The 26799-nt window shown below is 62.8% G+C and carries 23 protein-coding genes, 1 tRNA gene and 2 pseudogenes; 13 read left to right on the plus strand and 13 right to left on the minus strand.

All coding sequences use genetic code 11. The features are described from left to right. Positions 1-5 precede the first annotated feature (5 nt). Positions 6-2072: pseudogene (locus NKI19_RS12885) on the plus strand (FUSC family protein). Here the strand turns inward: NKI19_RS12885 and NKI19_RS12895 are convergent. Beyond that, the gene (locus NKI19_RS12895; protein WP_352492749.1) at positions 2069-3190 is read right to left on the minus strand and encodes a DUF2336 domain-containing protein; all 1122 of its coding nucleotides are present in this window, start codon (positions 3188-3190) and stop codon (positions 2069-2071) included. The pseudogene NKI19_RS12885 and the gene NKI19_RS12895 overlap by 4 nt on opposite strands. A 110-nt stretch (positions 3191-3300) precedes the next feature. Here NKI19_RS12895 and NKI19_RS12900 point away from each other — a divergent pair, with 110 nt between their 5' ends. Continuing rightward, the gene (locus NKI19_RS12900; protein WP_473561234.1) at positions 3301-3792 is read left to right on the plus strand and encodes a MaoC family dehydratase; all 492 of its coding nucleotides are present in this window, start codon (positions 3301-3303) and stop codon (positions 3790-3792) included. 3 nt (positions 3793-3795) lie between these two features. Next, positions 3796-4677 carry an HpcH/HpaI aldolase/citrate lyase family protein gene (locus NKI19_RS12905; RefSeq protein WP_352565322.1) on the plus strand — a complete coding sequence of 294 codons (882 nt, stop codon included), beginning with the start codon at positions 3796-3798 and terminating at the stop codon, positions 4675-4677. A gap of 18 nt (positions 4678-4695) precedes the next feature. On the opposite strand, the gene NKI19_RS12910 is transcribed toward NKI19_RS12905, so the two are convergent. After that, complete coding sequence (locus NKI19_RS12910) at positions 4696-5280, minus strand: nitroreductase family protein (protein ID WP_352492752.1); 585 nt, start codon at positions 5278-5280, stop codon at positions 4696-4698. A 156-nt stretch (positions 5281-5436) separates the two neighbouring features. Here NKI19_RS12910 and NKI19_RS12915 point away from each other — a divergent pair, with 156 nt between their 5' ends. Continuing rightward, positions 5437-6402 (plus strand): RgsD C-terminal domain-containing protein, encoded by a 966-nt coding sequence (locus NKI19_RS12915; RefSeq protein ID WP_352492780.1) that lies wholly within the window; start codon positions 5437-5439, stop codon positions 6400-6402. A gap of 12 nt (positions 6403-6414) precedes the next feature. On the opposite strand, the pseudogene NKI19_RS12920 reads toward NKI19_RS12915, so the two are convergent. The 4 genes and pseudogenes from NKI19_RS12920 to yidD all read right to left on the minus strand — a co-directional run bounded on the left by NKI19_RS12920 (position 6415) and on the right by yidD (position 10900). After that, a pseudogene (locus NKI19_RS12920) lies at positions 6415-7339 on the minus strand (lysophospholipid acyltransferase family protein). A gap of 84 nt (positions 7340-7423) precedes the next feature. Further along, entirely contained in the window at positions 7424-9397 is a 1974-nt protein-coding gene (gene thrS, locus NKI19_RS12925) for a threonine--tRNA ligase (RefSeq protein WP_352492753.1), read from the minus strand. 166 nt (positions 9398-9563) lie between these two features. Beyond that, positions 9564-10379, minus strand: a complete 816-nt coding sequence (blaOXA, locus tag NKI19_RS12930) for a class D beta-lactamase (RefSeq protein WP_352565320.1) — start codon at positions 10377-10379, stop codon at positions 9564-9566. A 146-nt stretch (positions 10380-10525) separates the two neighbouring features. After that, the gene (yidD, locus tag NKI19_RS12935; RefSeq protein ID WP_352492755.1) at positions 10526-10900 is read right to left on the minus strand and encodes a membrane protein insertion efficiency factor YidD; all 375 of its coding nucleotides are present in this window, start codon (positions 10898-10900) and stop codon (positions 10526-10528) included. 337 nt (positions 10901-11237) lie between these two features. Here yidD and NKI19_RS12940 point away from each other — a divergent pair, with 337 nt between their 5' ends. Then, a complete protein-coding gene (locus NKI19_RS12940) occupies positions 11238-12152 on the plus strand; it encodes a LysR substrate-binding domain-containing protein (RefSeq protein WP_352492756.1) in 915 nt (304 codons plus the stop codon). Here the strand turns inward: NKI19_RS12940 and NKI19_RS12945 are convergent. Beyond that, complete coding sequence (locus tag NKI19_RS12945; RefSeq protein ID WP_352492757.1) at positions 12149-12595, minus strand: iron-sulfur cluster assembly scaffold protein; 447 nt, start codon at positions 12593-12595, stop codon at positions 12149-12151. The genes NKI19_RS12940 and NKI19_RS12945 overlap by 4 nt on opposite strands. A gap of 240 nt (positions 12596-12835) precedes the next feature. Here NKI19_RS12945 and folE point away from each other — a divergent pair, with 240 nt between their 5' ends. The 3 genes from folE to NKI19_RS12960 all read left to right on the plus strand — a co-directional run bounded on the left by folE (position 12836) and on the right by NKI19_RS12960 (position 15033). Beyond that, entirely contained in the window at positions 12836-13471 is a 636-nt protein-coding gene (gene folE / locus NKI19_RS12950) for a GTP cyclohydrolase I FolE (RefSeq protein WP_292660173.1), read from the plus strand. 35 nt (positions 13472-13506) lie between these two features. Continuing rightward, complete coding sequence (hisI, locus tag NKI19_RS12955) at positions 13507-13977, plus strand: phosphoribosyl-AMP cyclohydrolase (protein ID WP_352492758.1); 471 nt, start codon at positions 13507-13509, stop codon at positions 13975-13977. A gap of 84 nt (positions 13978-14061) precedes the next feature. After that, positions 14062-15033, plus strand: coding sequence for a patatin family protein (locus NKI19_RS12960; protein WP_352492759.1), 972 nt, complete (start codon positions 14062-14064; stop codon positions 15031-15033). A gap of 20 nt (positions 15034-15053) precedes the next feature. Here the strand turns inward: NKI19_RS12960 and recJ are convergent, their stop codons facing one another. From recJ to NKI19_RS12985, 5 genes are all read right to left on the minus strand, one after another. Further along, positions 15054-16838, minus strand: a complete 1785-nt coding sequence (gene recJ / locus NKI19_RS12965) for a single-stranded-DNA-specific exonuclease RecJ (RefSeq protein WP_352565318.1) — start codon at positions 16836-16838, stop codon at positions 15054-15056. A 60-nt stretch (positions 16839-16898) separates the two neighbouring features. Next, positions 16899-17882: a class II fructose-bisphosphatase gene (gene glpX, locus NKI19_RS12970; protein WP_352492761.1), complete on the minus strand. Its 984-nt coding sequence runs from the start codon at positions 17880-17882 to the stop codon at positions 16899-16901. Between the two features lie 199 nt (positions 17883-18081). Continuing rightward, positions 18082-19395 (minus strand): homoserine dehydrogenase, encoded by a 1314-nt coding sequence (locus tag NKI19_RS12975; RefSeq protein ID WP_352492762.1) that lies wholly within the window; start codon positions 19393-19395, stop codon positions 18082-18084. A gap of 47 nt (positions 19396-19442) precedes the next feature. Further along, the gene (locus NKI19_RS12980; RefSeq protein ID WP_023678886.1) at positions 19443-20660 is read right to left on the minus strand and encodes an LL-diaminopimelate aminotransferase; all 1218 of its coding nucleotides are present in this window, start codon (positions 20658-20660) and stop codon (positions 19443-19445) included. Positions 20661-20700: 40 nt separating this feature from the next. Further along, complete coding sequence (locus tag NKI19_RS12985; RefSeq protein ID WP_352492763.1) at positions 20701-21087, minus strand: hypothetical protein; 387 nt, start codon at positions 21085-21087, stop codon at positions 20701-20703. A gap of 97 nt (positions 21088-21184) precedes the next feature. On the opposite strand from NKI19_RS12985, the gene phaC reads away from it, so the two are divergent. The 5 genes from phaC (at position 21185) to NKI19_RS13010 (ending at position 26058) form a co-directional block, all read left to right on the plus strand. After that, positions 21185-23020 carry a class I poly(R)-hydroxyalkanoic acid synthase gene (gene phaC / locus NKI19_RS12990; protein WP_352492764.1) on the plus strand — a complete coding sequence of 612 codons (1836 nt, stop codon included), beginning with the start codon at positions 21185-21187 and terminating at the stop codon, positions 23018-23020. 270 nt (positions 23021-23290) lie between these two features. Next, positions 23291-24466 (plus strand): D-Ala-D-Ala carboxypeptidase family metallohydrolase, encoded by a 1176-nt coding sequence (locus NKI19_RS12995; protein WP_352565316.1) that lies wholly within the window; start codon positions 23291-23293, stop codon positions 24464-24466. A 175-nt stretch (positions 24467-24641) separates the two neighbouring features. Next, positions 24642-24716, plus strand: a tRNA-Glu gene (locus NKI19_RS13000). 510 nt (positions 24717-25226) lie between these two features. After that, on the plus strand, positions 25227-25370 hold the full coding sequence (locus NKI19_RS13005) for a hypothetical protein (protein WP_352492765.1): 144 nt from the start codon (positions 25227-25229) through the stop codon (positions 25368-25370). 313 nt (positions 25371-25683) lie between these two features. Next, positions 25684-26058: a hypothetical protein gene (locus tag NKI19_RS13010; protein ID WP_352492766.1), complete on the plus strand. Its 375-nt coding sequence runs from the start codon at positions 25684-25686 to the stop codon at positions 26056-26058. A 149-nt stretch (positions 26059-26207) separates the two neighbouring features. Here NKI19_RS13010 and NKI19_RS13015 read toward each other — a convergent pair whose 3' ends face one another. Continuing rightward, the gene (locus NKI19_RS13015) at positions 26208-26504 is read right to left on the minus strand and encodes a DUF982 domain-containing protein (protein WP_023678889.1); all 297 of its coding nucleotides are present in this window, start codon (positions 26502-26504) and stop codon (positions 26208-26210) included. Positions 26505-26799 lie beyond the last annotated feature (295 nt).

A 26799-nucleotide genomic window follows, 5' to 3' on the forward strand; every position in this document is an offset into this window, starting at 1 on the left:
AGCACTTGATCTGGGCGCGGCTGAAGGACGATATCGGCACGCGGATCGCTGGCCTGACGCGGCCGACGCGCTCGGACTGGATTTTTGCCCCGCGCACCGTTTCGGCCGGCCTCATCGCGCTTTTGGCCGCCTATGCGCTGAAGCTCGACCACCCGCAATGGGCGATGATGACGGTGTTCATCGTCGCACAGCCGGTCGCCGGCATGGTGCTGGCGAAGGGGTTTTATCGTCTCCTCGGCACGCTTGCCGGCGCGCTGGCGGCGATCGGCATTACCACTGTCTTCGGTGCCAACTCGTGGTTGCTGGTTGCACTTCTTGCCGTCTGGATCGGCATCTGCACGCTGGTCTCGTCGCTGCTACGCAATCCGGAGGCCTATGGCGCGGCGCTTGCCGGCTACACCGCGATGATCATCGGCCTGCCGGCTTTCGGCCAGCCGCACCTCGTCATCGATCTCGCCATGGCGCGCTGCGCGGAAATCGTGCTGGGTATCGCCTGCGCTGCGCTGACCAGCCGGCTGATCCTGCCGAAACTGGCCGCCGATGCCATCATCTCAAGACTGAAACGCAGCATTCTCGACCTGGCGGCCTATGCGGACGGCGCTTTTTCCGGCGGCGATACGGAAAAGCTTGCCGGGCTGCACAGCAAGCTGATCGGCGATGTCCAAACGCTCGGCGAGATGCGCACCTACGCAAGGCTGGAGGGGCCGAGCCTCGCCACCCGCGCCTATCCGGTCCGGCGTACCATCGGTCAGCTTCTGTCGGCCCTGTCAGCGGCGCGTGCGCTGCATGCCCATGCCGCTCCGAAGAACGCAGCCCTCATCCCCGCTCGAGCCGAGTTGCAGGCCGTTGTCAGCGAACTGGTAGCCAAGCCGGGCGCGCTGGACGATACGGCGCCCTGGGTGGCGCGGCTCGACGCAATCGCCGGCAACGCGCGGCAGATGCCTGACATCGCGGCCGGGCAAGACATTGACTGGGCTGGCACTGTCACCCGCCTAACCATTGCCGCCGACTTCGCCGAGGCCATGCGGCAAGTGCTGCGCGGCCTGGATGCGCTCCGCTCTCCCCCGTCGCGTGCCAGTCGCGAACGGCGGCAGCCGGCGCTGGTGGTGCACCGCGATTACCGTGCGGCATCGCGCAATGCCGTGCGTGCAGCAATCGCCACGCTCCTGGTCGCCGGCCTCTGGCTGGCGACGAAATGGTCGGACGCGACGGGCACGGTCATTCTGGTCGCCGTCGTCTCCAGCCTGTTCGCCGCTCGCCCCGATCCAATCCGGTCGGCATGGAACTTCTTCGAGGGCACGTTGCTCGCCCTGCCCTTTGCGTTTCTCATCGGCCAGTTGGCGCTTCCGGTTTTGCCAGGCTTCGGATGGTTCATGGTCTTTGTCGTCCCGATCCTGGTACCAGCGGCACTGGGCATGGCCAATCCGCGCTATGTCGGCGTGGCAACGGCCTTTGCCATCAATTTCCTCGCCTTCCTCAGCCCACATCAGGCGATGACCTACGATCCGTTTCCGTTCTTCGCCAATTCGGCATCGGTCCTGGTCGGCATTCTTCTGGCGATCGGCGTCTTCGCCATCGTGCTGCCCGCCGACCCCTGGGTCACCGTCAACCGCATCCTGCAAGCCATGCGCGAAGATCCTTGCCCGCCTCTGTCTACATGAGCGTATGCCGCGGCGGCTGGCTTTCGAGAGCCTTGCCTATGATCGGGTCAATCAGTTGATGCCGCTGCTGCAGAACGCCGGCGAGAAAGGCGACGCCGTTCTCGCCGGCGGCATTGCTGCCGTTACTGTCGGCCTCGAAATCCTGCGGCTGCGCAACGCGCAACAGAGTTCCGCGATCCGCCTGAAACAGCACTTTCCATCGCCAATTTCCTGCGCGGTCTGGCGCGCGAACTGCTGTTCAGGCGGCCCGGCGAGCCGCCGACGGCGACCGTCGCCGTCGCCAGGCAATATGCAGCAGGCATCGCGGAGCGAAGCGAAGCAGCCGAAATGCTGCAGATCGCCGCCTCGCTGCGCATCATTGCCGCCGCGATCGAGGATTTTCCGGATTTTTTCGCGAAGGACCGGGTTTAAGCAGCGGCGATCGCCAGCGCGTGCCCGCGTGCGTTCTCGCGCAGCGCGTCGAGGTGGATCGATTTGACCAGCCCGACGAGATCGCCTTCGGCGGACTGCCCGCCCAATTCCTTCAGCATCAGCCAGCTGACTTCCTGGACGCCGGCGAGGCGTTTGCCATTGGCGACCTCGCGCCAGACCTTCAGCGCGCGCAGGATGATGGCGTGGGTGGCGGCGGCAAGCCCGGCGCTGCGGAACAGTGCCTGCAACGCTATGTCATGCCCCCCGGCCAGCAGTGCGCTCACCCGTTGTTCGGACTGCTGGCTGAGCGCGACCAGGGCCGAACCAAAGAAGTCGACCTTGCCATGCGCGATAGTGCGGATGACGAAGCTTGCGGTCAGGTCGCCGCGCAGGCGCAGATGTTCGACCAGCGCTGTATGTTCCTCGGCACGCGTGCCTTCGATCAATGTCACGGAAGCTTTGACGCAGGCATCGCGGGTGACGCGCTCGGCCCTGGCGGCGCCCATCAGCGCCAGCACCAGCGGCGAACCTTTGAGCGTCTCGCCCACTTTGACCAGCAGCAAATGCCGGCAATCGGCGGGCAGGCGTGCGTCGGCAATCAGCGCCTCGCGCACCAGAGGCAGATGGCCGTGCCGCTCGGCCATGCGGCGAAAGCTGATCGATGCGATGTCGGCGCCGCTGTTGGCGAGCAGCGTGGCGCAGGCTTCCGGCTCGCCGATCTCGGCGATCGCCGCCGCAACGGACATCGAGACGCGTGGCCGGTTGGCGATCACCTTCTGCGTCGCCTTCTGGCCGCCGGCAACCCGGTCGATCAGGTCGGCGTCGGTAAGCAGCGGCGAGCGCGCCAGTACCAAAGCGGCCACCTCGGGCTGGTCCGAGGCCAGCGCGCTGACGATCTGCGGCGGCGCGTGGTGGCTCATGGAAAGCGCGTCGGCGATTGCCAGCCGCACCTTCGACGATGCGTCATCGAGCAGCAATGTCAGCGCCGCCTCGGCAGCGCAGCGGTCCTCGAAAGGCAAGTCCGAGTCGACATAGGCGCGAGCCAGCGCGCTTGCCGCCGCAGCGCGCTCCGACACCTTCGCCGTGTGGATCCATTTCAGGAAATGCGAAACGACCATGTCGCCTGCTTACGCCCTTTGCCAGAACGCTTCTGGCCCCTGTCGAGACCGTAGGCACAAATGGTTTACGAACGGTTCACCATGTTTGTTAACTGGCTTGCGAGCCCGGTATGCAACGCCTATCAACCCTTAAGCAGCGGAGGAGATCGACAATGGCCGGACTTTACCTTGAGGAGTTCGTTGTCGGCCATGTGTTCAAGCACACGCTGCGCAAAACCGTGACCGAAAGCGACAACATGCTGTTTTCGGTGATGACGCTGAACCCGCAGCCGCTGCACATTGACTTCGACTTCGCCGCCAAGAGCGAATGGGGCAAGCCCTTGGTCAATTCGCTGTTCACGCTTGGCCTGATGATCGGCATCTCGGTCAACGACATTACCGTCGGCACCACTATCGCCAATCTCGGCATGAGGGAGACGGTGTTTCCGCACCCCGTCTTCCATGGCGACACCATTCGCGTCGAGACCACGGTGGTTTCGGTACGCGATTCCAGGTCGAAACCGGACCGCGGCATCGTCGAGTTCGAGCATCGCGCCTATAACCAGAACGACGTGCTGGTTGCCAAATGCACGAGGCAAGCCATGATGATGAAAAAGGCATAGCCGATGCGTTCTCTGCTCTTCGTTCCCGGCGATTCGGAAAAGAAGCTGGAGAAGGGCTTTGACGTGGGCGCCGACGTGGTCATCGTCGACCTCGAGGATTCGATTGCCGCGCAGAACAAGGGTCTGGCGCGCGATACAGCGGCGCGTTTCATCGCCGCACCCAGGCACCGAACCAGCTCCTTGATTTATGTGCGCGTCAATGACCTTTCGACCGGACTGACCGACGACGATCTGGCGGCACTCGTGCCAGCAAAACCAGACGGCATCATGCTGCCTAAGTCGAACGGCGGACCGGATGTCCAGCATCTCTCGGCCAAGCTGAGGGTGCACGAAGCCGAAAGCGGCCTGCCGGATGGAGCGATAAGTATCCTGCCGATCATCACAGAAACGGCCGCCGGCGTTCTTGCCGCCGCGACCTATGCTAAGACAAGCGCCCGGCTTGTCGGCCTCACCTGGGGCGCGGAAGATCTGTCGGCGGCAATCGGCGCGCGCGCGACACGCGACGCGAATGGCCGCTACACGGATGTGTTCCGCGTCGCCCGCACCATGACCCTGCTTGCTGCAAGTGCGGCGGAAGTCGCGGCAATCGACACTGTCTTTCCGGACTTTCGCGACATGGCCGGCTTCGAGGCCGAATGCGCCGAGGCCGAGCGCGACGGTTTCACCGGCAAGATGGCGATCCATCCGGCGCAGGTGCCGGTCATCAACGCCACCTTCACGCCTTCGGCGCAAGCGGTGAAAAATTCGCTGGCGATCGTCGAGGCGTTCAAGGCGGCAGGAAACCCAGGCGTCGTCGGCATCGACGGCAAGATGTATGACCGGCCGCATCTCAAGCTCGCCGAGCGGCTCCTGGCGCGGGCCAGGGCAGCTGGGCTTGGCGCTTAGGATCTGTTCCGCGCGAGTTCATCCCACCCACGGCCCCGAGTAATCGGCATAGAGCTTTGCCGGATCGGGCCGCGGTCGTTCCGGCGCCGGCCCTTGATAGAAGCCGATATGGACGAAGCCGACGACCCGCTCATGCGGCGCCAGGCCGAGGATCGCCCTGCCCTCCGGCACGTCGGAATACCAGTTGCTGATCATGTTGGTGCCGTAGCCCAGCGCATTGGCGGCAAGCATCAGGTTCATCGCCGCCATGCCGCCGGACAGGAACATCTCCCATTGTGGGATCTTTGGATTTTCCCTGGGGATCGAGATCACGCCGATGACCAGCGGGGCGCGCGAAAAGCGCGCCAATTCCTGGTTGCGCCGGCCTTCCGGCAACGGCCCTTCGCGCTGTTCGGCAAGTTTTGCCAGCTTCTTGCCGATCTCGATGCGAGCCTCGCCGCGATAGACGATAAAACGCCAAGGCTCCAGCCGGCCGTGGTCCGGCACACGCGAGGCGGCGGCGATCATCGTCGCGATCTCCGCATCGCTCGGTGCCGGTTCTTTCAAATCCGGGATCGGCGCGGAATTTCGGGTCAGCAGAAAATCGATGATCGGCGACGTCATGGGCGCAGTCTCCTGGAATTTGAGCTGAAGCGCACCATCGGGACATCGGGCGGCTCGGGCATTGGCGCGGCGCGCCGGACAAAGAGCCCCTGTAGCAGAAGCCGACCGGACTCTTAAGCCTTGAAATTGCCACTGCCTTGGGCTTCAACGCAAGGCATGTTTGAGGGGACATTGCGTCTTTTCCTGATATCGCTCGCTGCCGCACTGTTGATGGTGCCGGTTTCGCTTGCCGTCGCCCAGGATGTGGACGGCCTCGGTGAGCTGAAACTTCCCGGAATTTCGGGCTATGCGCCTCCGAAAAGCGAGACATCGCTGGCATTGGGCAGCAGCGGGGCGATCACGCTGTCGGCGCAATTGACCGACAAGGGCGCCGACATTACGCGCGGCATCGTCTGGCGCGTCTTCAAGCCCGAATCGGCCAGCGACGGCAAGCTGCCGATGGTCGCCTCCGCTCATGGCGGTACCGCCGTGTTCCAGCTCGAGCCGGGTTCCTATCTGGTCCACGCCTCCTACGGGCGGGCCGGCGCCACCAAGCGCATCACCGTCGGCAAGGAAGCCAAGCGCGAGAGCCTCGTGCTCGATGCCGGCGGCCTCAAGCTTGATGCCGTGCTGTCGGGAGGGGTGCGCATACCGCCGACAAAGCTGCGCTTCTCGATTTATGAGAGCCACGCCGCGGCCGATGGCGACCGCGCCCTGATCATACCCGATGTCGAGCCGAACAGCGTCGTGCGGCTCAATGCCGGCACCTATCATGTCGTCTCGACCTACGGCGCGGTGAACGCGGTCATCCGCTCCGACATCCGCGTCGAGGCTGGCAAGCTCACCGAAGCGACCGTCGAGCACCGTGCGGCCGAGATGACCATGAAGCTGGTGCGCGAACCGGGCGGCGAGGCGATCGCCGACACCTCCTGGTCGCTGCTGAACGAATCCGGCGATCCGATCAAGGAAACCGTCGGCGCCTTTGCCTCGATGGTGCTGGCCGAGGGCGACTACACCATCATCGCCAAAAACCGCGACCGCATCTACCAGAAGGATTTTACCGTGGTGGCCGGGCACAACCAGGACATCGAAGTTCTGGCCACCGAGGCTTCCGCCATCGATTCCGAGGAAGGCGCCGACTGAGGCTCTGCCCCTCTAAGCTGCCTTGCGCATGCGTCGCGCCAGCAACTGCACGCGGCCACGCGGTACGGCCGGAGCCAGATCGACGACGCCACGCTGAAGGCGGTCGAGCAAGGCCTTGCGGTCGCGCAGCGGCTCCAGTTCGGCCCATTCCAGCACGCCACCGACGTGCACATCGATCGATTTGCCGGAGAGCCGCGCAAATTCACGGATGAGCAGCGATGTGCGCAGGGTCAGCGAAGCCTTGCCGACAAACTTCGCGACACGCCCGTCACGCGCGGCCATGTTCATCGGCCCGCTGACCAGATGGAACAGCCGACCGTTCTGGCCGGAAAAATGCATCGGGATGACCGATGCCTTGGCATCCTGAACGAGACGAGCCGGAAATATCTTCCACGGCAGATCGCGCGCCCGGCCAAATCCATTCGGCGCAGTGGCGACACCGCCCGCCGGGAAGACGACGATGATGACGCCCTCCTTGAGCAGGCGCACTGCCTCATGACGCACTTCCATGTTGTTCTTCAGCGCGTCCTTAGTCTCGGAAAAGTCGATCGGCAGCGAATAGGGTTCCATCTCGCGGATCTTGAGCAGGTCCTTATGGATCATGACGCGGAACGGCCGGCCGAGTTGCTCTGCCAGCGACAGCACGGCAATACCGTCGCCGATGCCGAACGGGTGGTTGGCAACGATCACCAGCGGCGTGTCGGGCAGGTTTGCCGGCGGCCATTGACCGGCTGTCCGCACCCGGACGTCGATCAGTTCCAGCATACGGCTGAACACGCACTATGAGCCGGCGCCAGAAATCATAGAGTGCCGCGAAGCGATCACGTCCCGACAGGCCTTCGACCGAATGGATGAACCAGCGCGTCAGCGCCGGCTGGTGCGGGCTGGCATAGGAAAGCTCGGGAATCGGTCCTTCGCGCATCTTCAGCTTGAGCATGAGGGCTCGTTACAAGCTGGCGTGACAGGCACATGAAAAATGGCGGTGGATTGCTCCACCGCCATTCATTGCAGGTCGGCAGGCTCAGGCTGCGCGGCGCTTGCGGTCGGGTGTCACCGCCTCGTCGGCAAGCAGCTTCACGGCGGCTGCGAGGCCGAGCGATTCCTGGTCGCGCGACCCGAGACGGCGGACATTGACCGTTTCTTCCTCGGCCTCGCGCTTGCCACAGACGAGGATGACCGGGACCTTGGCCAGCGAATGCTCGCGGACCTTGTAGTTGATCTTCTCGTTGCGCAGATCGGCTTCGGCGATCAGCCCGGCCGCCTTCAGCTGCGCAACGACCTTTCGCGCGTAATCGTCGGCATCGGAAGTGATCGTCGCCACCACCACCTGCAGCGGCGCAAACCAGAGCGGGAAATGGCCGGAATAATTCTCGATCAGGATGCCGAGAAAACGCTCCATCGAACCGCAGATGGCGCGATGCACCATCACCGGCTGCTTCTTTTCCGAATCCGAGCCGATATAAAAGGCGCCGAACCGTTCCGGCAGGTTGAAATCAACCTGCGTCGTGCCGCATTGCCAGTCGCGGCCGATGGCGTCCTTCAGCACATATTCGAACTTCGGCCCGTAGAACGTGCCCTCACCCGGATTGACGCCCGTCTTGATCCGGTTGCCCGACCGCGCCGCGATCTTGTCGAGCACGTCCTGCAGCACGCCCTCGGCATGATCCCACATCGCGTCGGTGCCGACCCGTTTTTCGGGACGGGTCGCCAGCTTGACGGTGATTTCGTCGAAGCCGAAATCGGCATAGGTCGACAGGATCAGGTCGTTGATCTTGATGCACTCGTCGGCGAGCTGTTCCTCGGTGCAGAAGATGTGGGCATCGTCCTGGGTAAAGCCGCGCACGCGCATCAGCCCGTGCAGTGCGCCGGACGGCTCATAGCGATGCACATTGCCGAATTCCGCAAGTTTTACCGGGAGATCGCGGTAGGACTTCAGCCCGTGCTTGAAGATTTGGACGTGGCCGGGGCAGTTCATCGGCTTCAGCGCAAACACCCGGTCGTCGTCGGTGTCGTCGCCGGCCACCGTCACCTTGAACATGTTGTCCCGGTACCAGCCCCAGTGGCCTGACGTCTCCCACAGGCTCTTGTCGAGCACCTGCGGCGCGTTGACCTCCTGATAGCCCTGCTCGTCGAGGCGGCGACGCATGTAATTGACCAGGTTCTGGAACATCCTCCAGCCCTTGGCGTGCCAGAACACGACCCCGGGGCCTTCCTCCTGGAAATGGAACAGGTCCATCTCACGGCCGAGCTTCCTGTGGTCGCGCTTCTCGGCTTCCTCCAGCATCGTCTGGTAGGCTTCGAGCTGCGCCTGATCGGCCCAGGCCGTGCCGTAGATGCGGGTCAGCATCGGGTTGTTGCTGTCGCCGCGCCAATAGGCGCCGGCGACCTTCATCAGCTTGAAGGCGTTGCCGATCTGGCCGGTCGAGGCCATATGCGGGCCGCGGCAAAGATCGAACCAGTCGCCCTGCGCATAGATCTTGAGGTCCTGATCTTCGGCGATGGCGTCGATCAGCTCGAGCTTGTAGCGTTCGCCCTTGTCGGCAAAGATCCTTTTCGCCTTCTCACGCGACCAGACCTCTTTGGTGAACGGCTTGTTGCGCGCAATGATCTCGCGCATCTTCTTCTCGATCACCGGGAAATCGTCGGGCGTGAACGGCTCGTTGCGGGCAAAATCGTAGTAGAATCCGTTCTCGATCACCGGTCCGATGGTCACCTGCGTTCCCGGCCAAAGTTCCTGCACGGCTTCGGCCAACACATGCGCCGCATCGTGGCGGATGAGCTCCAGCGCGCGCGGGTCCTCACGAGTGATGATCTCGACTTTGCCCGATCTGCCGATCGGGTCGGAAAGGTCGCGCAGCGTGCCGTCGATCGAATAGGCAACGGCCTTCTTGGCCAGCGACTTCGAGATCGATTCCGCCAGGCCAGCGCCGGTCATCGCCGCGTCGTAATCGCGGACGGAGCCATCGGGAAATGTCAGGGAAACGGAATTCAGCATAAATTCTCCTATCCAGTCCCGCAAACGAGCGCGGGTGGTGAAATGCATGTCGCCCAAAACTGCCTAGCGGTTTTGGGGCTACGACATGCATCAGTAAGAGCCGGATGCGTCCGGCGGCGAGCGGTCTTTTATGGACAGTTTTCGGCGCCGTAAAGCCGGATGTAGGTCACCTGAGGAGATTCGGCAGCTCTTTCAGGAACATCGTCCGCGTCTTGAGCCCCTTTGGCGTGTCGGAACGTTTCGTATCGACTACCAGGCGGGCAAAGACGATCTTGCGGGCGTCCGTCTGCGCCCAGCCGACAAACCAGCCAAGCGAGCGCTTGTCGGCGCTGTCGCCAAGCCTGGTCGTTCCAGTCTTGCCCTGCACCGTCCAGCCGCCTGCCCGGAAGGTCGGGACAATCGCACTGGTCATCGCATGGGCCTTGTCCGAGACCGGCAGTTTCCGCGCCAGCAGCTTGCGCAGGAAATCGACCTGCTCGATCGGCGATATCTCAAGCGAAGAGTTCACCCAGGAATGGGTGAGTCCGTCATTCCTGCCGGCAGTGCCGGAGACGTCGGTGTTGCCATAGTCCAATCTGGACACATAGCCGGCAAACTGTTTGCTGCCGAGCTGTTGCGTAATCTCGCGTGAGAACCAAAGGACCGAATCCCTTTCCCAAATCGTCGGGTCGACGGTCTTGTGGTCCCGTTTCGGCGCGTTGAACTCCGCCTTGTACTCCCAGCTCGGCGTGTGCTCGTCGCTCAGGATTCCGGCGTCATAGCCGATCAGCGCCAGCGGAACCTTGAATGTCGAGGCGGGGCTGAAGCGCTGGTTGCAGGTCCCTTGGCGATACAGCGTCTCGCCGCTTGCGGCGTCGACGATCAGCGTGCATTCGACGTCCGCGAGCGGCGCCGATTGCGCACGGATCGGAAAACCCAACAGCCACGCCAGGACATAGAGAACCACGGCGAAAACGAAGGGAAGACGATCTATCCGGCGCATTTGGTAATCTCTCCTGAAGGGGTGTCAGGAGCGGCTTAGCGAGGCGTCTTGTCTCGATTTTGTCTTAAATGCGCTATGTCCGCGCAAGCTTCGGTTAACCCTACCAGATCGTAAAGGCGGTCCGGTTGTGTACCGAACAGTTGCGTTCAGCTGTCCAGGTCGCCACTTTTTTTCCCGATCAGCCAGTACCGCCATGGCGTGAACCAGAGGTAGCGATCGCCCAGCACATCAGGCACGCGGTCGATGCCGTGCGTGCCAAACGGCCCGCAGCGCAGCACCCGGAAAAACCCCATCCAGCCACCGGCCCACAGCCCATGCCGGGCGATCGCCTCGTGCGTATATTCGGAACAGGTCGGCAGATGCCGGCAGGAATTGCCGACGAAGCCGGACAGCGTCAGCTGGTAGAGCCGGACGAGCGACGTGCCGAGGAGGCGGCCCGGCGTCTTGCGCCACGGGCCGGGCCAATTGCGTCCTTGTCGAATCGGCCCGGCGCCGTGCGCTTGCCGATGTTGGCCGACCACTGCAGTCTCCACATCGCGTTTCCCTACACGATAGATGTGCGCATCGGGCCAGGAACGCAATGCCGTCCGGCAATCCCATCATGGCCTGGTACGGCGAACCGGGCAGCGGTCGGGCGTCGGCTTCCGGCATACGGCGACGCCAGTCGGTGGCCTCTCCTCGCACCGATCCCTACGCGGTTTCTCGTCGTACCGTTGAAACGTCGCGATCCGCACGACATCGCCCAGAATATTGAGAAACTGGATCATAGCGGCACTCCTTGAGCACCGATTAGAGCGCCGCTGGCCTTGCTGTTCAAACGAGTATAACGTCCACGTCAGATAACTCTGAGTTATGCGAATGAAGCGCGGACACCTCCCCCTGACGGCTCTCAGAAGCTTCGAAGCAGCCGGTCGTCACCTGAGCTTCAGCCGTGCGGCCGAGGAGCTTTATGTTTCGCAGGCGGCGATCAGCCGCCAGATCCGCGAGCTCGAAGCCTTCCTGCGCCAACCTCTGTTCTTCCGCCATCATCGCCGCGTCGAGTTGACCGACACCGGCCGGCGGCTGCTCGACCAGTTGGTCAGAAGTTTCGAGGGCATCGACAGGCTGCTTTCGGAATTGACGGCGGCCCCGACGCAGTCCGTGGTCCGTGTCAGCGTCGAGCCGTCGCTTGCATCCGTATGGCTGGTGCCGCGGCTCAACCGCTTTCGCGAGTTGCGACCCGATATCGACGTTTCCCTTGAGGTCGACCCGAGGTTGATAGAGTTTCGCAGCGATCAGCCCGAACTTGCCCTACGCTTCAGTGCGCACGCCACCTCATGGCCACGCAGCGAAGCCGAACAGCTTGCCGCGGTCGTCGATTCACCAGTTCTGTCGCCGGCGCTTCTTGCATCCGGCCCAGCTCTGGAAAAGCCGATCGACCTTGGTCGCTATACATTGCTGCACGAAGAAAACCGTCAGGCTTGGGCGCGCTGGTTCGAAGCGGCGGGCGTCACGGCTGATACCGTGCCTGCGCGTGGTCCGATGCTGGCGGATGCTTCGCTTTCGAAGCAGGCAGCCTTGCTTGGACATGGTGTCGCGCTGGGCGATCTTTTGCAGATCGGCGAAGAACTTGCGTCCGGCGCGCTGGTCAAGCCTTTCGACATCGACGTCGCGTCCGGCGCCTATTGGCTGGTGGCCAGAAGGCTGAATGACCTTTCCGAGCCGGCCAGGGCTTTTGCCGACTGGGTCCGGGCGGAATTCGCCGAAAGCCGGCGTTTCCTTGCCGAGATCTAAGCCGCCTCTTCCGCCCGCTTCTTTTCGATCTGGCCGATCGCATCGACCACTGCGTCGAACGTCAGCATGGTCGAGGCGTGGCGCGCCTTGTAGTCGCGCACCGGTTCCAGGTATTTCAGGTCGGCGAAGCGGCCTTCGGGCGGCGGGCCATTTTCCTTCAGCATCTTCAGCATCGTCTCGCGCACGCTGCGCAATTCTTCGGCGCTGGCGCCGACGACATGCTGCGCCATGATCGAAGACGACGCCTGGCCAAGCGCACAGGCCTTCACGTCATGCGCGAAATCGCTGACGACGCCATCATCCATCTTCAGATCGACGGTCACCGTCGAGCCGCACAGCTTGGAATGTGCTCGTGCGGTTGCGTCGGGCCGCTCGAGCCGGCCGATCCGTGCGATGTTTCCGGCAAAACCCAGAATTTTCGCATTGTAGACATCGTCGATCATATTTTTCCAATCCGTCGCCGCCCAGCGAACAGTCATTGCCGCTCTGGCGTCTTCCTTTCGCTCGGCACGAACATATATAATGGCGGTAGTCGGGTATCGACAAGGCGACCACAAACCTCGTCGTGCCCAATTCTGTTCACGCCACTTACGGGCTGGAAACCGGGCGAGTTTCTGACACCCGAAAGGTCGTGGTCCGTTCAACTCGTTCCTCCTGAGAGAGGAACTACGGGAGACGCCTTTATGGACGCCGTTATCAAGAAACTCATGCCACGGTCCGCCTATATGGAAAAGCCGGTCACCGACCGGCCGAGCGAAGCCGAAGTCGAAGCCGCTGTGCGCACCTTGTTGCGCTGGACCGGCGACAATCCTGACCGCGAAGGCCTGATCGACACGCCGAAGCGCGTCACCAAGGCGTTCCGCGAAATGTTCAACGGCTATGATATGTGTCCAGCCGAGGAACTTGGCCGCACCTTCGAGGAAGTCGCCGGCTACGACGATCTCGTCCTCGTCAAGGACATATCTTTCCACTCGCATTGCGAGCATCACATGGTGCCGATCATCGGCAAGGCGCATGTCGGCTATCTGCCTGACGGCAAGGTTGTCGGCCTGTCCAAGATAGCCCGCGTCGTCGACATCTTCGCCCATCGCCTGCAGACCCAGGAAGCGATGACCGCGCAGATTGCCGGCGTCATCCAGGATGTGCTCAATCCGCGCGGCGTGGCCGTTATGCTTGAGGCAGAGCATATGTGCATGGCCATGCGCGGCATCCGCAAGCAGGGCTCCACCACGCTGACCTCGACCTTCACCGGCGTCTTCAAGGACACACCCGAAGAGCAGGTCCGCTTCGTCACCATGGTGCGCGGCGGCAGGATCTGATCGGCCTGCCGGCTTCGCTAGATAAGGACCGGCGAATGTCGGCATTGGAATTCCCGAAAGCTCCAACAGACAAGAAGGCACTCGAGGAAGGCACGGTCCTTTCACCGCGCTTCGATGCTGCCGGCCTCGTCACTGTCGTGGTCACCGATGCCGAAGACGGCATGCTGCTGATGGTCGCGCATATGAATGCCGAGGCGCTGGCGCTGACGCTCGAGACCGGCGTCGCGCACTACTGGTCGCGTTCGCGCAACGGGCTGTGGAAGAAGGGCGAAACCTCTGGCAATGTCCAGCAGGTCGTCGAGATGCTCACGGATTGTGACCAGGACGCGATATGGTTGCGCGTCAAAGTGCTGGGTCACGAAGCAACTTGTCACACCGGCCGACGTTCATGCTTTTATCGGACGGTGGGGCTGAGCGATGGCAAAGGGACGCTTGCCAGCGACGGCAGCAAGCCGCTGTTCGATGCGGAAAAAACCTATCGAAAGCCCAATACACCATCAATATGAACCATTCGCAGCACTCCAGCCACGTATATTCATGATTTCGATACGGCCCGCCAGTAGGATGACCGTGGGACAAGGGAGATTGTGATGCTCGACTGGGCGTCATTGCGCAACAGACCTGACGTTCGGGAGGCCAATGGCCTCTCCTCGGCCGTGGGCGCATCCGAAACCAAATCCCCGGGCAAAACAGGGATTTCGCTGGCATTGGGTGGCGGCTGTGCGCGCGGCTGGGCGCATATCGGCGTGCTGCGCGCGCTTGACGAAGCCGGCATCGAAGTGTCGATGATCGCCGGCACCTCGATCGGCGCACTGGTCGGCGGCTGCTATGTTGCCGGCAAGCTCGACGAGCTGGAAGAATTCGCGCGCAGCCTGACCAGGCGGCGCATTTTTGGCCTTCTCGACCTCAATCTACGCGGCAGCGGCCTGTTCGGTGGCATGAAGCTCGATGCGCGGCTGCGCGAGCACATAGCCGGCATCCGCTTCGAGGATCTGCCAAAACCATTCGTCTGCGTCGCTTCGGAAATCCGCACCGGCCATGAGATCTGGCTGTCGAGCGGCTCGTTGAGCACCGCCATGCGCGCCTCCTACGCGCTGCCCGGCGTGTTCGAGCCGGTCGCCTGCAATGGGCGTGTGCTGGTTGACGGCGCCCTGGTCAATCCGGTGCCGGTCTCGGTCTGCCGTGCCTACGAGCAGCCGCTCGTGGTTGCGGTGAACCTTCACTACGATCTGTTCGGCCGCGCCGCGGTGGTCAAGCACAGCGCTGGCGAGCTCGTCATCGAGAAAGACGCGCCGAGGGCGGGCCACGCCGACCCCGAACGCCAGTCGCGCGAGACGCGGCTCGGCATTACCGGCGTCATGGTCGAAGCCTTCAACATCATCCAGGACCGTATTTCGCGCGCCAGGCTGGCCGGCGACCCGCCGGACATATCGCTGCAGCCGAAGCTCAGCCATATCGGCCTGACCGAATTCCACCGCGCCGACGAAGCGATCCGTATCGGCTACCAGGCAACGATGGCGCAGATCGGCGACCTGACCCGGCTGCAGACCGTCCTCGCTTAGGCAGGGCGGTCCGCGAGCTCTCAGGCAAGCGCCGCGTCGACGATACGAAATTGCACCGTGCGGTTGCCGTTCCAGTGGTTGCCCGACAGCGAACCGGCGACATGTACCGGCTTGCCCCTGTTCTTGAACAGGAATTCGCCGAGCGCCGTGTCGACGGCGCGAAAGGCGATCGCCTGGATGCGGCCGCCGCTCTCCGACTGCAGGTCGGCGCGGATGTGGTTGCTGCCGACCGCCCGCGCATCGACAAGCCGGTGGCGCGGCAGCGCGAACACCGGCGCGACGTGCCCGGCGCCGAACGGCCCTGCCCTCTCAAGCGCATCGAGCAGCGCAAGCGTCGCGCCCTCGGCGGCAAGGGCGCCGTCGATCGCCAGGCTCTCCTCGCCTTGCAGCCGGAATACATCCACCGCCGCGCGCTCTTCGAAAAAAGCCCTGAGTTCGCCGAGCTTCGCCCGCTCGACGGTGATTCCTGCCGCCATTCCATGGCCGCCGCCCTTGACGATCAGCCCGGCATCGGCAGCCTCGCGCACCAGCCGGCCGAGGTCGAAGCCCGACACTGAACGGCCTGACCCCGTACCGACACCATTGGCGTTGAAGGCGATGGCAAAGGCCGGCCGTCTTGCATGGTCCTTGAGCCGCGAGGCAAGCAGGCCGACAATGCCCGGATGCCAGTTGCTGCTGGCTGTGACCACGATGGCCGGTCCATTGCCGCCGGCAAGCTCGGCGTCGGCCTCTGAGCGCGCCGCGGCCAGCATCTCCTGCTCCATCGACTGCCGCTCCTGGTTGAGCCGGTCCAGTGTCTCGGCGATGGTGCGCGCCTCGACCGGGTCGTCGGTTGCAAGCAGGCGGCTGCCAAGTGCTGCGTCGCCGATGCGCCCGCCGGCGTTGATGCGCGGACCGATCAGAAAGGCGAGATGGAATGTGCTGATCGGCTCGCCGATACGTGAGATCCGCGCCAGCGCCGCCAGCCCTTCGTTTCTCTGCTGCCGCGCCACCTGCAGCCCCTTGACCACGAAGGCGCGGTTGACGCCGGTGAGCGGCACCACGTCGCAGACTGTGCCCAGCGCCACCAGGTCGAGCAGAGCAAGCAGGTCCGGCGGTGCGGCATCCGGCAGGCGGCTGCGCAGGATCTTCGCCGTCTGCACCAGGCAAAGGAAGACGACGCCGGCGGCACAGAGATGGCCTTGCCCGGAAAGGTCATCCTCGCGATTTGGGTTGACGACCGCAGCAGCCGCCGGCAACGGCCCGCCGACCTGATGGTGATCGAGCACCACGACGTCGGCGCCGGCGGCCTTCGCGGCGTCGATGGAAGCAGCACTATTGGTGCCGCAATCAACGGTGACGATCAGCGTCGCGCCGCGCGAGACGAGTTCGCGCATCGCTTCCGGATTGGGGCCGTAACCCTCGAAGATGCGGTTCGGTATATAGATCTCCGACGGCACCGAGAAATGTGCCAGGAAGCGCTTGAGCAGCGCCGACGAGGCGGCGCCATCGACATCGTAGTCGCCAAAGATCGCCACCTTTTCCTTGGCAGTCACCGCCTGGGCGATGCGAGAGGCGGCCTTGTCCATGTCGGTCAGCGATGCCGGGTCGGGCAGCAGGTTGCGGATGGTCGGATCCAGGAACCGCTCAGTCTGCTCGGCGGTCACGCCGCGCCCGGCCAGCACGCGCGCCACGATGTCGGGCACGCCATAACCTTGCGCGATGGCGAGCGCGGCCATGTCCTGGCGCTCGGTCAGCCGGTGTTCCCAGGAAACGCCGGTGGCCGATTGCCTGACATCGAGGAAAAAGCGCCTTTCCCCCGTCACGTGACGCGCCGTCTGCAATTTGTCATTGCGCACAATATGCAACGGCTAACTGAGTCGAAATCAAAACTTTTCCAGATCCTGGTGCCTGGCCTTGATCTCGCGCACGGTTCGCGACGACGAGCGCAGCACGATCGTATGCGTGGTGATGAAATTGCGGCCGAACTTGACGCCGGCCAGCATGTTGCCGTCGGTGACGCCGGTCGCGGCAAACAGCACGTCGCCGCGTGCCATGTCTTGCGTGTGGTAGATCCGTTTAGGGTCGGAGATGCCCATCTTGGCGGCGCGCGCCAGCTTTTCCGGCGTATCGAGGATCAACCTACCCTGCATCTGGCCACCGGTGCAGCGCAAGGCGGCGGCTGCGAGTACGCCTTCGGGCGCGCCTCCGGTGCCGAGATAGATGTCGATGCCGGTCTCGTCCGGGTCGGTGGTATGGATGACGCCGGCGACATCACCGTCGCCGATCAGACGGATTGCGGCTCCGGTCGCCCGCACAGCTTCGATCAACGCGCCATGGCGTGGCCGGTCGAGAATACAGGCGGTGATCTCCGCCACCGGCACGCCTTTGGCCCTGGCGAGGCTGGCGATGTTTTCGGCCGGCGAGGTGTCGATGTCGATGATGCCGTCGGCATAGCCCGGGCCGATCGCGATCTTGTCCATATAGACGTCGGGCGCGAACAGAAGGCTGCCTTTTTCGGCAATGGCGATAACGGCCAATGCGTTGGGCAGGTTCTTGGCGCAGATCGTCGTGCCTTCGAGCGGATCGAGCGCTATGTCGACAGCCGGGCCTCTGCCGGTACCGACCTCCTCGCCGATATAGAGCATCGGCGCCTCGTCGCGCTCGCCTTCTCCGATCACCACCGTGCCGTTGATGGCAAGACGGTTGAGCTCCTGCCGCATGGCATCGACCGCGACCTGGTCGGCGGCTTTCTCGTCGCCGCGACCGCGCAATCGGGCGGCCGCGACCGCGGCGCGTTCGGTAACGCGCACCAATTCCATGGTCAGTATCCGGTCGAGGCCGGCGACAATGTTCTGGGCCACATTCATCTATGGACAATCCTCGTTGGCACTTTGTTTTTATGCATGTCGTTGTTCCAAAACCGCCGCACACTTTTGGGCGACATGCATTAGCCTCCCGCCGGAGGCGCGCTTCTTGTGTCAAAGCCTCGTGACAACAGCAAGACCTGCGCTGGGCCTTTTTGAAAGCGCAGCAATATCAATCGATTAAACGAAAAATATGAGACTACTATCCGGCCCGCTCGATGCGGATGACTTGCGGCTTATCGGTCAGAAGGCTGTCCCTGGTGATGCCGTCGACGGCCTTGCGCACCGCCGCCTCGGTCGTCTCGTGGGTCACCAGGATGACGGTCTTCTGTGCCTCGGTTTCCGGCCCGGCGGCATGCTGGACGATCGATTCCAGCGAAATGTCGTTGTCGGCCATGCGCTTGGCAATCGCGGCGAAGACGCCGAGGCGGTCGTGCACGGTCAGCCGGATGAAATATCCGCCGGCATGGCTGCGCATCTGCGCTTTCTTGTAAGGCTTCAATTCCTTCGTCGGCCGGCCGAAGACCGGACCGTGCTGGAAGCCAGGCCGGCTCTTGGCGATGTCGGCAATGTCGCCGATCACCGCCGACGCGGTGGCGTTGCCGCCGGCGCCAGGGCCGGAAAGCAGCAATTCGCCGAGGATATCGGTTTCTATCGCGACTGCGTTGGTGACGCCGTGCACCTGCGCGATGACCGAGGCCGTCGGCACCATGGTCGGGTGGACGCGCTGCTCGATGCCGCTTTCGGTGCGTTGGGCGACGCCAAGCAGCTTGATTCGGTAGCCGAGATCGCCGGCCGCGCGGATGTCGGCCTGGCTGATGTTGGAGATGCCTTCCATGTAGATATCATTGGCGGCGATCCGCGTGCCGAAGGCAAGGCTGGTCAGGATCGACAGCTTGTGGGCGGTGTCGTGGCCCTCGATGTCGAAGGTCGGGTCGGCTTCGGCATAGCCCAGCCGTTGCGCATCCTTCAGGCAGGCATCAAAGGACAGGCCCTCGGCTTCCATGCGCGTCAGAATATAGTTGCAGGTACCGTTGAGGATACCGAAAACGCGGGTCACCGAATTGCCGGCCATCGCCTCGCGCATTGTCTTTATAACCGGAATGCCGCCGGCCACTGCCGCCTCGTAATTGAGCAGCACGCCTTTCCTCTCGGCGATCTCGGCCAATGCCACCCCGTGCTTGGCAAGCAACGCCTTGTTTGCGGTGACGACATGTCGGCCGGCCTCGAGCGCCGCTTTGACGGATGACCATGCCGGCCCTTCGTCGCCGCCGATCAGCTCGACGAAGACGTCGATCTCGGCGGTCTGCGCCATCTTGACGGCGTCGTCGAACCACTGTGCTGTGCCAAGATCAACGCCGCGGTCGCGTTTGGGATCGCGGGCCGAAACCGCCGACACGACGATGTCGCGTCCGCACTGCCGCGTCAGTTCGGCCGCCTTGTCGCGCAGCACGCGGGCCACCGACGCACCGACGGTGCCGAGGCCGGCAATTCCAACACGCAACGCTTCAGCCATGTCCGGCGACGCCCCTCAACAATTCGGTCGATTGATGTGTAAGAAACTCAGCGATGCGCTGCGAGCGGTACGACGTTATTCGGCTGCTTGGCGCTGGATGCGAGGAAGCGCTTGATGTTGCGCGCCGCTTGCCGGATCCGGTGCTCGTTTTCGACCAGCGCGATGCGCACATGATCGTCGCCATGCTCGCCGAAGCCGACGCCCGGCGCTACCGCGACGTCGGCGTGCTCGATCAGGAGCTTGGAGAATTCAAGCGAGCCCAGGTGCTTGAACGGCTCCGGGATCGGCGCCCAGGCGAACATCGATGCCGCCGGTGCGGGAATGGTCCAGCCGGCACGGCTGAAGGCGTCGACCATGACATCGCGGCGTTTGCGGTAAACGTCGCGCACTTCGGCGATGTCGGCGCCGTCGCCGTTAAGTGCATGCGCCGCCGCCACCTGGATCGGCGTGAAGGCGCCGTAGTCGAGATAGGACTTCACCCGCGTCAGCGCGGAGATCAGCCGTTCATTGCCGACCGCAAAACCCATGCGCCAGCCCGGCATCGAAAAGGTCTTCGACATCGAGGTGAACTCGACCGCGACGTCTATGGCGCCCGGCACCTGCAGCACCGAAGGCGGCGGATTGCCGTCGAAATAGATCTCGGAATAGGCAAGGTCCGACAGGATGATGATGTCGTTCTTCCTGGCGAAGGCCACCACCTCCTTGTAGAAATCGAGCGAAGCGACCAGTGCCGTCGGGTTGGACGGATAATTGAGGATCAGTGCCAGCGGCTTCGGGATCGAATGGCGGATGCCGCGCTCCAGGGCCGGGATAAAGCCGTCGTCCGGCTCGACCTGCAGCGAGCGGATGACGCCGCCCGACATGATGAAGCCGAAGGCGTGGATCGGATAGGTCGGGTTGGGGCAGAGGATCACGTCGCCGGGGGCGGTGATCGCCTGCGCCATATTGGCAAAGCCCTCCTTCGAGCCGAGCGTCGCCACCACCTGGCTGTCCGGGTCGAGCTTCACGCCGAAGCGGCGGGCATAGTAGTTGGCCTGGGCACGGCGCAGACCCGGAATGCCGCGCGACGACGAATATCGGTGCGTGCGCGGATCGCGCACCACCTCGCATAATTTGTCGACGATGGCCTTGGGCGTCGGCAGGTCCGGATTGCCCATGCCAAGGTCGATGATGTCGGCGCCGCGCGAACGCGCGCTGGCCTTCAGCCTGTTGACCTGTTCGAAGACATAGGGCGGAAGCCGGCGGACCTTGTGAAATTCTTCCATGGCAGTTCCAGACAGTGAGGTTGCGGTCGCGCGTATAAGCTTATTTGCAATTAGGGTCGAGAGCGGGGTCGCATTTGCCTTCGATCTGCTTCAGCGTCTCGGCGCCGTGTTTTTTTGCCAGCTGGTCCAGCGCTGCCTGGTCCGCGACCTTGACGCCGCCGCCTTTGGCGGCCTGGCTCTGCTCCTCGGCCTTCAGTTGAGCGAGCTTGGCGTTCTTTTCCTCGTCGGTGAATTGCTCGGCCGCCACCTGCGGCCGGATGTTCAGGTTCGGGTAGGAACCGGTGTCCTTCGCGCCGACAAGGCCGGTGGCGGGCGCCGCACCTTCTATGTTGCTGCTCGTGCAGCCGGCCATCGCCAACAGGACGAGCGCCATGCGGCAAAAACGACCAGTGCCGGAAAAAACGTTCTTGCCAATATTAATCGTCATATTGTTTTCCTGGAGGCCGGGTTAGAGCACATTGGACCCTGTCCGATATCCCATGGTAATATGTCAACAAAACGCTTCGGGAGGAACCCCGCGAACCATGTCCAAAACACCCGATTCGGGCAAAGCGGAAGATGACCAACCTTCGACCGTCGAGCAATATCTGGTGAAGGACCCGGAACGCTTCGCTCTGAACATGGCCCGCATGATCGAGCAGGCCGGCAAGGCCGCCTCGGCATGGGCCGAGCCGCGGGAAAAAGGCGAGGTACGCGATCATGTCGCCGAGCCGTTCGTCGACATGGTGAAAACCTTCTCCAAGCTCAGCGAATACTGGCTTTCCGACCCGCAGCGCGCGCTGGAGGCGCAGACGCGGCTGTTTTCCGGCTACATGACCGTCTGGGCCAATGCCGTCCAGCGCATCGGCGCCGGCGCCGAGGACGCCGAGGACGCGGTCAAGCCCGAGCGCGGCGACAAGCGTTTCCAGGACCCGGAATGGGGCCGCAACGCCTTCTTCGATTTCCTCAAACAGGCCTATCTGGTCACCTCGCGCTGGGCGGCCGAACTGGTCGAGCACGCCGACGGCCTGGACGAGCACACCCGCCACAAGGCCGGCTTTTATGTCAAGCAGGTGTCCAATGCCATCTCGCCGTCGAATTTCATCCTGACCAATCCGGAATTGTTTCGCGAGACCGTCGCCTCGAACGGCGAAAACCTGGTGCGCGGCATGAAAATGCTGGCCGAGGACATTGCTGCCGGCAAGGGCGACCTGAAGCTGCGGCAGGCCGATTATTCACCCTTCGAGATCGGCAAGAATCTCGCCAACACGCCCGGCAAGGTGGTCGGCCGCAGCGACGTCGCCGAAATCCTGCAATATGAGCCGGCGACCGAGACCGTGCTCAAGCGGCCGCTGCTGATCTGCCCGCCATGGATCAACAAATACTACATCCTCGACCTCAACCCGCAAAAATCCTTCATTCGTTGGGCAGTCGAGCAAGGCCACACCGTCTTCGTCATCTCCTGGATCAACCCGGACGAGCGGCACGGCGCCAAGAGCTGGGAGGCCTATATCAGGGAGGGCCTGCAATACGGCCTCGACACAATCGAAAAGGCCACCGGCGAAAGGCAAGTCAACGCCATCGGCTATTGCGTCGGCGGCACGCTTCTGGCGGCGGCCCTGGCGCTGATGGCGCAGGAACGCGACCACCGCATCAAATCCGCCACCTTCTTCACCACCCAGGTCGATTTCACCTATGCCGGCGATCTAAAAGTGTTCGTCGACGAGGAGCAGGTTGCGGCCGTCGAAAAGGCGATGAACGAAAAAGGCTATCTCGACGGCACCAAGATGGCGACCGCCTTCAACATGCTGCGCTCGGGCGACCTGATCTGGCCCTATGTCGTCAACAACTACATGCGCGGCAAGGATCCCCTGCCCTTCGACCTGCTCTACTGGAATGCCGATTCGACCCGAATGGGCGCTGCCAATCATTCTTTCTACTTGCGCAATTGCTACCTCGAGAACAGGCTTTCGCAAGGCATGATGGAACTGGCGGGCCGCACGGTTTCGCTGAAGGACGTTACCATTCCGGTCTACAACCTCGCCTCTAAGGAGGACCATATCGCGCCGGCGCTGTCGGTATTCCTCGGCTCGAAATATTTCGGCGGCGAGGTCGATTACGTCATGGCCGGCTCCGGCCATATCGCCGGGGTCGTCAATCCGCCGGCGGCGCAGAAATATCACTACTGGACCGGCGGCAAGCCGGCCGGCGACTTCGACCAATGGCTCGCCGAAGCCACCGACCATCCCGGTTCCTGGTGGCCGCACTGGCAACGCTGGATCGAAGCCAAGGACAATACCCGCGTACCGGCCCGCAAACCGGGCGAGCATATGCAAGTTCTAGGCGAAGCCCCCGGCACCTATGTCAAGGTGCGCGTGTAACCATCTGTAATGTGTGGTGAGTTGACGCGCCGCCAAAAGCGGGCGAAATGGTGCCGTCAACCCTGAGCAGCCTTGATTCATCCTCTAGCCGCCAAATTACTTTGAGGCTTGCAGATTTGACACAGGTCTCGTTTCCGGTTCGGGGAACAAGAGTCATTTCGACGAGACGTTTCGACGCCGCGCCAATGACGAACCGGTCGGATATCGAGGGGGAATTTTGTTTTGAGATCAGCAGGATCGCGCCTCGCGAAGGGAGAAAGCCGCGCCATTGTGGCGGCGCTTTTCTCGGTGCTCCTGGCGTCCTGCACCTCGGCCGGCGACCCGACCATGTCGGTCGGCATGCCAGGCTATAATACCTCGGCTACCGAAATCAGCACGGCCGCCGGTGCGCCCCAGGCCAGCACGGCCGCATCATCGTCGCAGATGACAAGCGCACAAATGACGATGAATGCCGACGGCGACGCCAACCTTCCCGAGCAGGTGGCCTATGTGCCAATGGCCAAGCCAGGGGCCAAGTCCGATGCCGGCTTCCCCATTGGCATTCCCACGGCAGCCGAGACGATCGCGGGACAGACGCCGCAGCCGCTGCAACCAAACGCCCAGACGGCCGAACAGGCCGTGGCACAGAACAGTGCTGATGCATCGAAGCCCGACGCCAAGGCCGTCGCGCCGGCGATGAACAACCCGGTCTATGTGACCGCCGGCGAGATGCCGCAGCCACAGGCCTACGCACCGAAGAAAAACTTCCTGGCCTCACTGTTCAGCGCCACGCCCGCTTCGGCGGCACCTTCTTCGCCGGCCAACAGCAGATCGGGCGGGCAGGCAACCGTCGTGCAGGCCAAGGCGACGCCTGCGGCAAAACCCACCGTTATCCTGGCCTCGGCCAACCCGGCCGAAAGGCCGGTGCAGTTGGCGTCGACAGGCGATACCAGCCACTTCACGGCCGATGCGCTGCCCGGCGTGCGTCAGACGGCGCTGTTCGAGATCAAGCGCAAATCCGGCCTCGACGATGAGAGCGACGTCGATCTCAACGAAGACGAAGGTTCGGGTGGCGCCTACCAGGTCGCCTCCGCCGCCGGCCTCGCCCGGCTGGCGCCCAACGGCCTCCTGAAACAGAACGAAAGCGTCGATGTCGCCTGCTTGAAGCCGTCGCTGGTTCGCGTGCTGAAGACGATCGAAGGCCACTACGGCCGCAAGATGACGGTCACCTCCGGCTATCGCGATCCGGCCCGCAACCGCCGCGCCAACGGCGCCAAGAATTCGCTGCATATGTACTGCGCCGCCGCCGACATTCAGGTCCCCGGCGTCTCGAAATGGGAACTGGCGAGCTACATCCGCACCATGCCGGGCCGCGGCGGCGTCGGCACCTACTGCCACACCGAATCCGTTCACGTCGATGTCGGCCCGGAGCGCGACTGGAACTGGCGTTGCCGCAGGCGCGGCTAGGGCGAAGTTTCTTCCGCCACTGCGAAGGCCCTTCGGCGGCGTTGCATCATGCCGAAAAAACCAGCTTGGCTGTCGGAAAGACGCGGTTTGGAGCCAAAGGAAAAAAGTTGTCGCAGCCGACGGCAGACGGGTTGCCGGTTTGTCGCGACGCAACTATAAGCGCTCACATCTGAGCGCGCCCATCGTCTAGCGGTCAGGACACCGCCCTTTCACGGCGGTAACAGGGGTTCGATTCCCCTTGGGCGTACCAGCACACAATCAACACTTACGGTCTTTGTGTTCGGATACGTCAAATATCCGTCGAATATACGCCCGCGAACAGCAGCGAACAAAGATAGGCTGATTCTGGGCCTTTGCAGCGCCACCCCTCCTCGAAACCGTTCCATCGAAAGGACCGTCACATTGTCTTGGGCGATCTTCTGCTTTTCGCCCCTGGCATCATTGGCGTCGGCGCGCCGTGATCTTGGGCAAGGTGCCGACATTCTCGATGTTATCACCGGGGACGATCAGGCATCGTTCGGTCGCTTCTATTCAGATGCCAGGAAGCGCGGTCTCGACTACGCCGGCAAGAATGGGATGTCCCCACGGTCTTTGCCCAGACGCGCAAGGTCTCGTGCATGGTCATGTCGTAAGCGCGTCCCACTCTTTAGATACCCATTGACACATGTGTAGAAGCTGCGAAGCGCGGCTTTGGGATCGCTCACGAACCTCGTGACGTCACCGATCAGGCCTTCTCTCCACCTCGCCAGCATTTCCCGTGATGGGCGATGGCGGCCTCGATCTCTTCATCGGTGCCACCACGCAATGCGACCAGCTTGGCGGCCAGTTCGATGGCACGTTCGACGTGTGCATCGGCAAGCTGTTCGGCGGCCGAGATGGCCTGTTCCCGGGTTCATCTTCATGACTGCACCTTCGATCCAACTGGCACTCTGACATGCGGCTTCTGGGCCTTGGTCAGACCCGCCTCCGGTCAAGCCGGGCTGATCGGCCGCGTGAAAGCACCTGCGCGGCGAGGAAGATTTAAGGCATGCATCATTACAGGACTTCAAACAGGATTGAGCTTGTCCACAAAAGAACTGTTCGTCCGTCGGTTTGAGGGGGCCGCAACTGACCTTTGGTAGCAACGCCCGCTGGCACCGGCTGGCGGCCCTTTTGAACCTCAGGCTAAGCTATGATAACGGGTGATGGTAAGATGAGCTGGGAAGAGGGGAAAACGTTTGAGCCGCATTTTGGTAACGGTCATCGCAGGAATCTGCTTCACAATATCGACCGCTTCGGCCGGGCAAGGAGAACAGCAAAACATCAATTACTTGGCACGTATGGCAGATGGCAAATTGCATCGGGCTGCAGCAATTTCAGGTAACATCTATGGCGTATTGAAAAGGTGCCCGGCGCTGAGACCGAGCGAAAGCGGAAAAGCTATGATGGCTGTCTCCATCCTTTTGTACGACGGGCTAGATAAACACTTGGCGCCCAATCCGGCTAAATTCAAGAGGGCTATCAGCGTGTTTGAAGGCGCTTACCGTAAAGCTGTTCTGAGTAAGGTTAATTGCCAGACCGAGAAGGCCAAGGACCCAGATAGTTACCGGTAGATGTCCGCTTGGGGCCAATCCATTCGCGGGAAGTATTATGGCCGTAGCCAAGCGGGATCAGCAGCGATCGCCCAAGGCGGCCAGTGTCGACGGCATGGAGCGCCTGGTCAACTTCAGGGCGGAACGCCGCAGAAATCGGCCTGGCCGGACTACGCCCTCAACCCCCTCGCCTCGCCGCCGCGTTTGCGCGGAACCATCATGTCCCTGGCAAGCAGGCCGCTCACCCGGCAAAACGCCATGAAGGCCCGCCATGCGTCTTCGGTCTCGACGATGTCCACCGTGGCGCCAAAACAGGCATTGAACGCGGCCTGGTAGGTTGGTCCCTTCCGGCGAACCGGCCACGTTTGCAGGAAATCGAGCGCCTGCTCGACACTGTAGATTTCCTCGACCGGCTGGCCGGGCACAGGCGCGATCCGCACCGGCACCTCGAATTGCAGTCTGTCCATTCGATCTCTCCCGAACCGACGCCCCCGCAGCAACGCCGTTCGTCGCAAAAAATTGCCGTGGCGGCTTAATGCTTGGGCCGCTTCTCGCCTAGAAATGTGTCGTCACTACGGTAGCCAATGAACCCGGCGAAGCGTGGGCCGCAACAGGCAAGGAGAATGCCTCACGCGTGAATATCGCCGGTCTTCGGCTGTCGCCGGCAGTTCGTCCTTGAACCTTGCGCTTTCCAGTGCCAAATCTGAGGGGATTTCTCTCGCGGGGCCCATCCAGGCCTCGCATCCCTGCAAGACGGATAAA

Origin of the sequence: Mesorhizobium sp. M0751 (assembly GCF_040320265.1) — a bacterium.
Classification (GTDB): domain Bacteria; phylum Pseudomonadota; class Alphaproteobacteria; order Rhizobiales; family Rhizobiaceae; genus Mesorhizobium.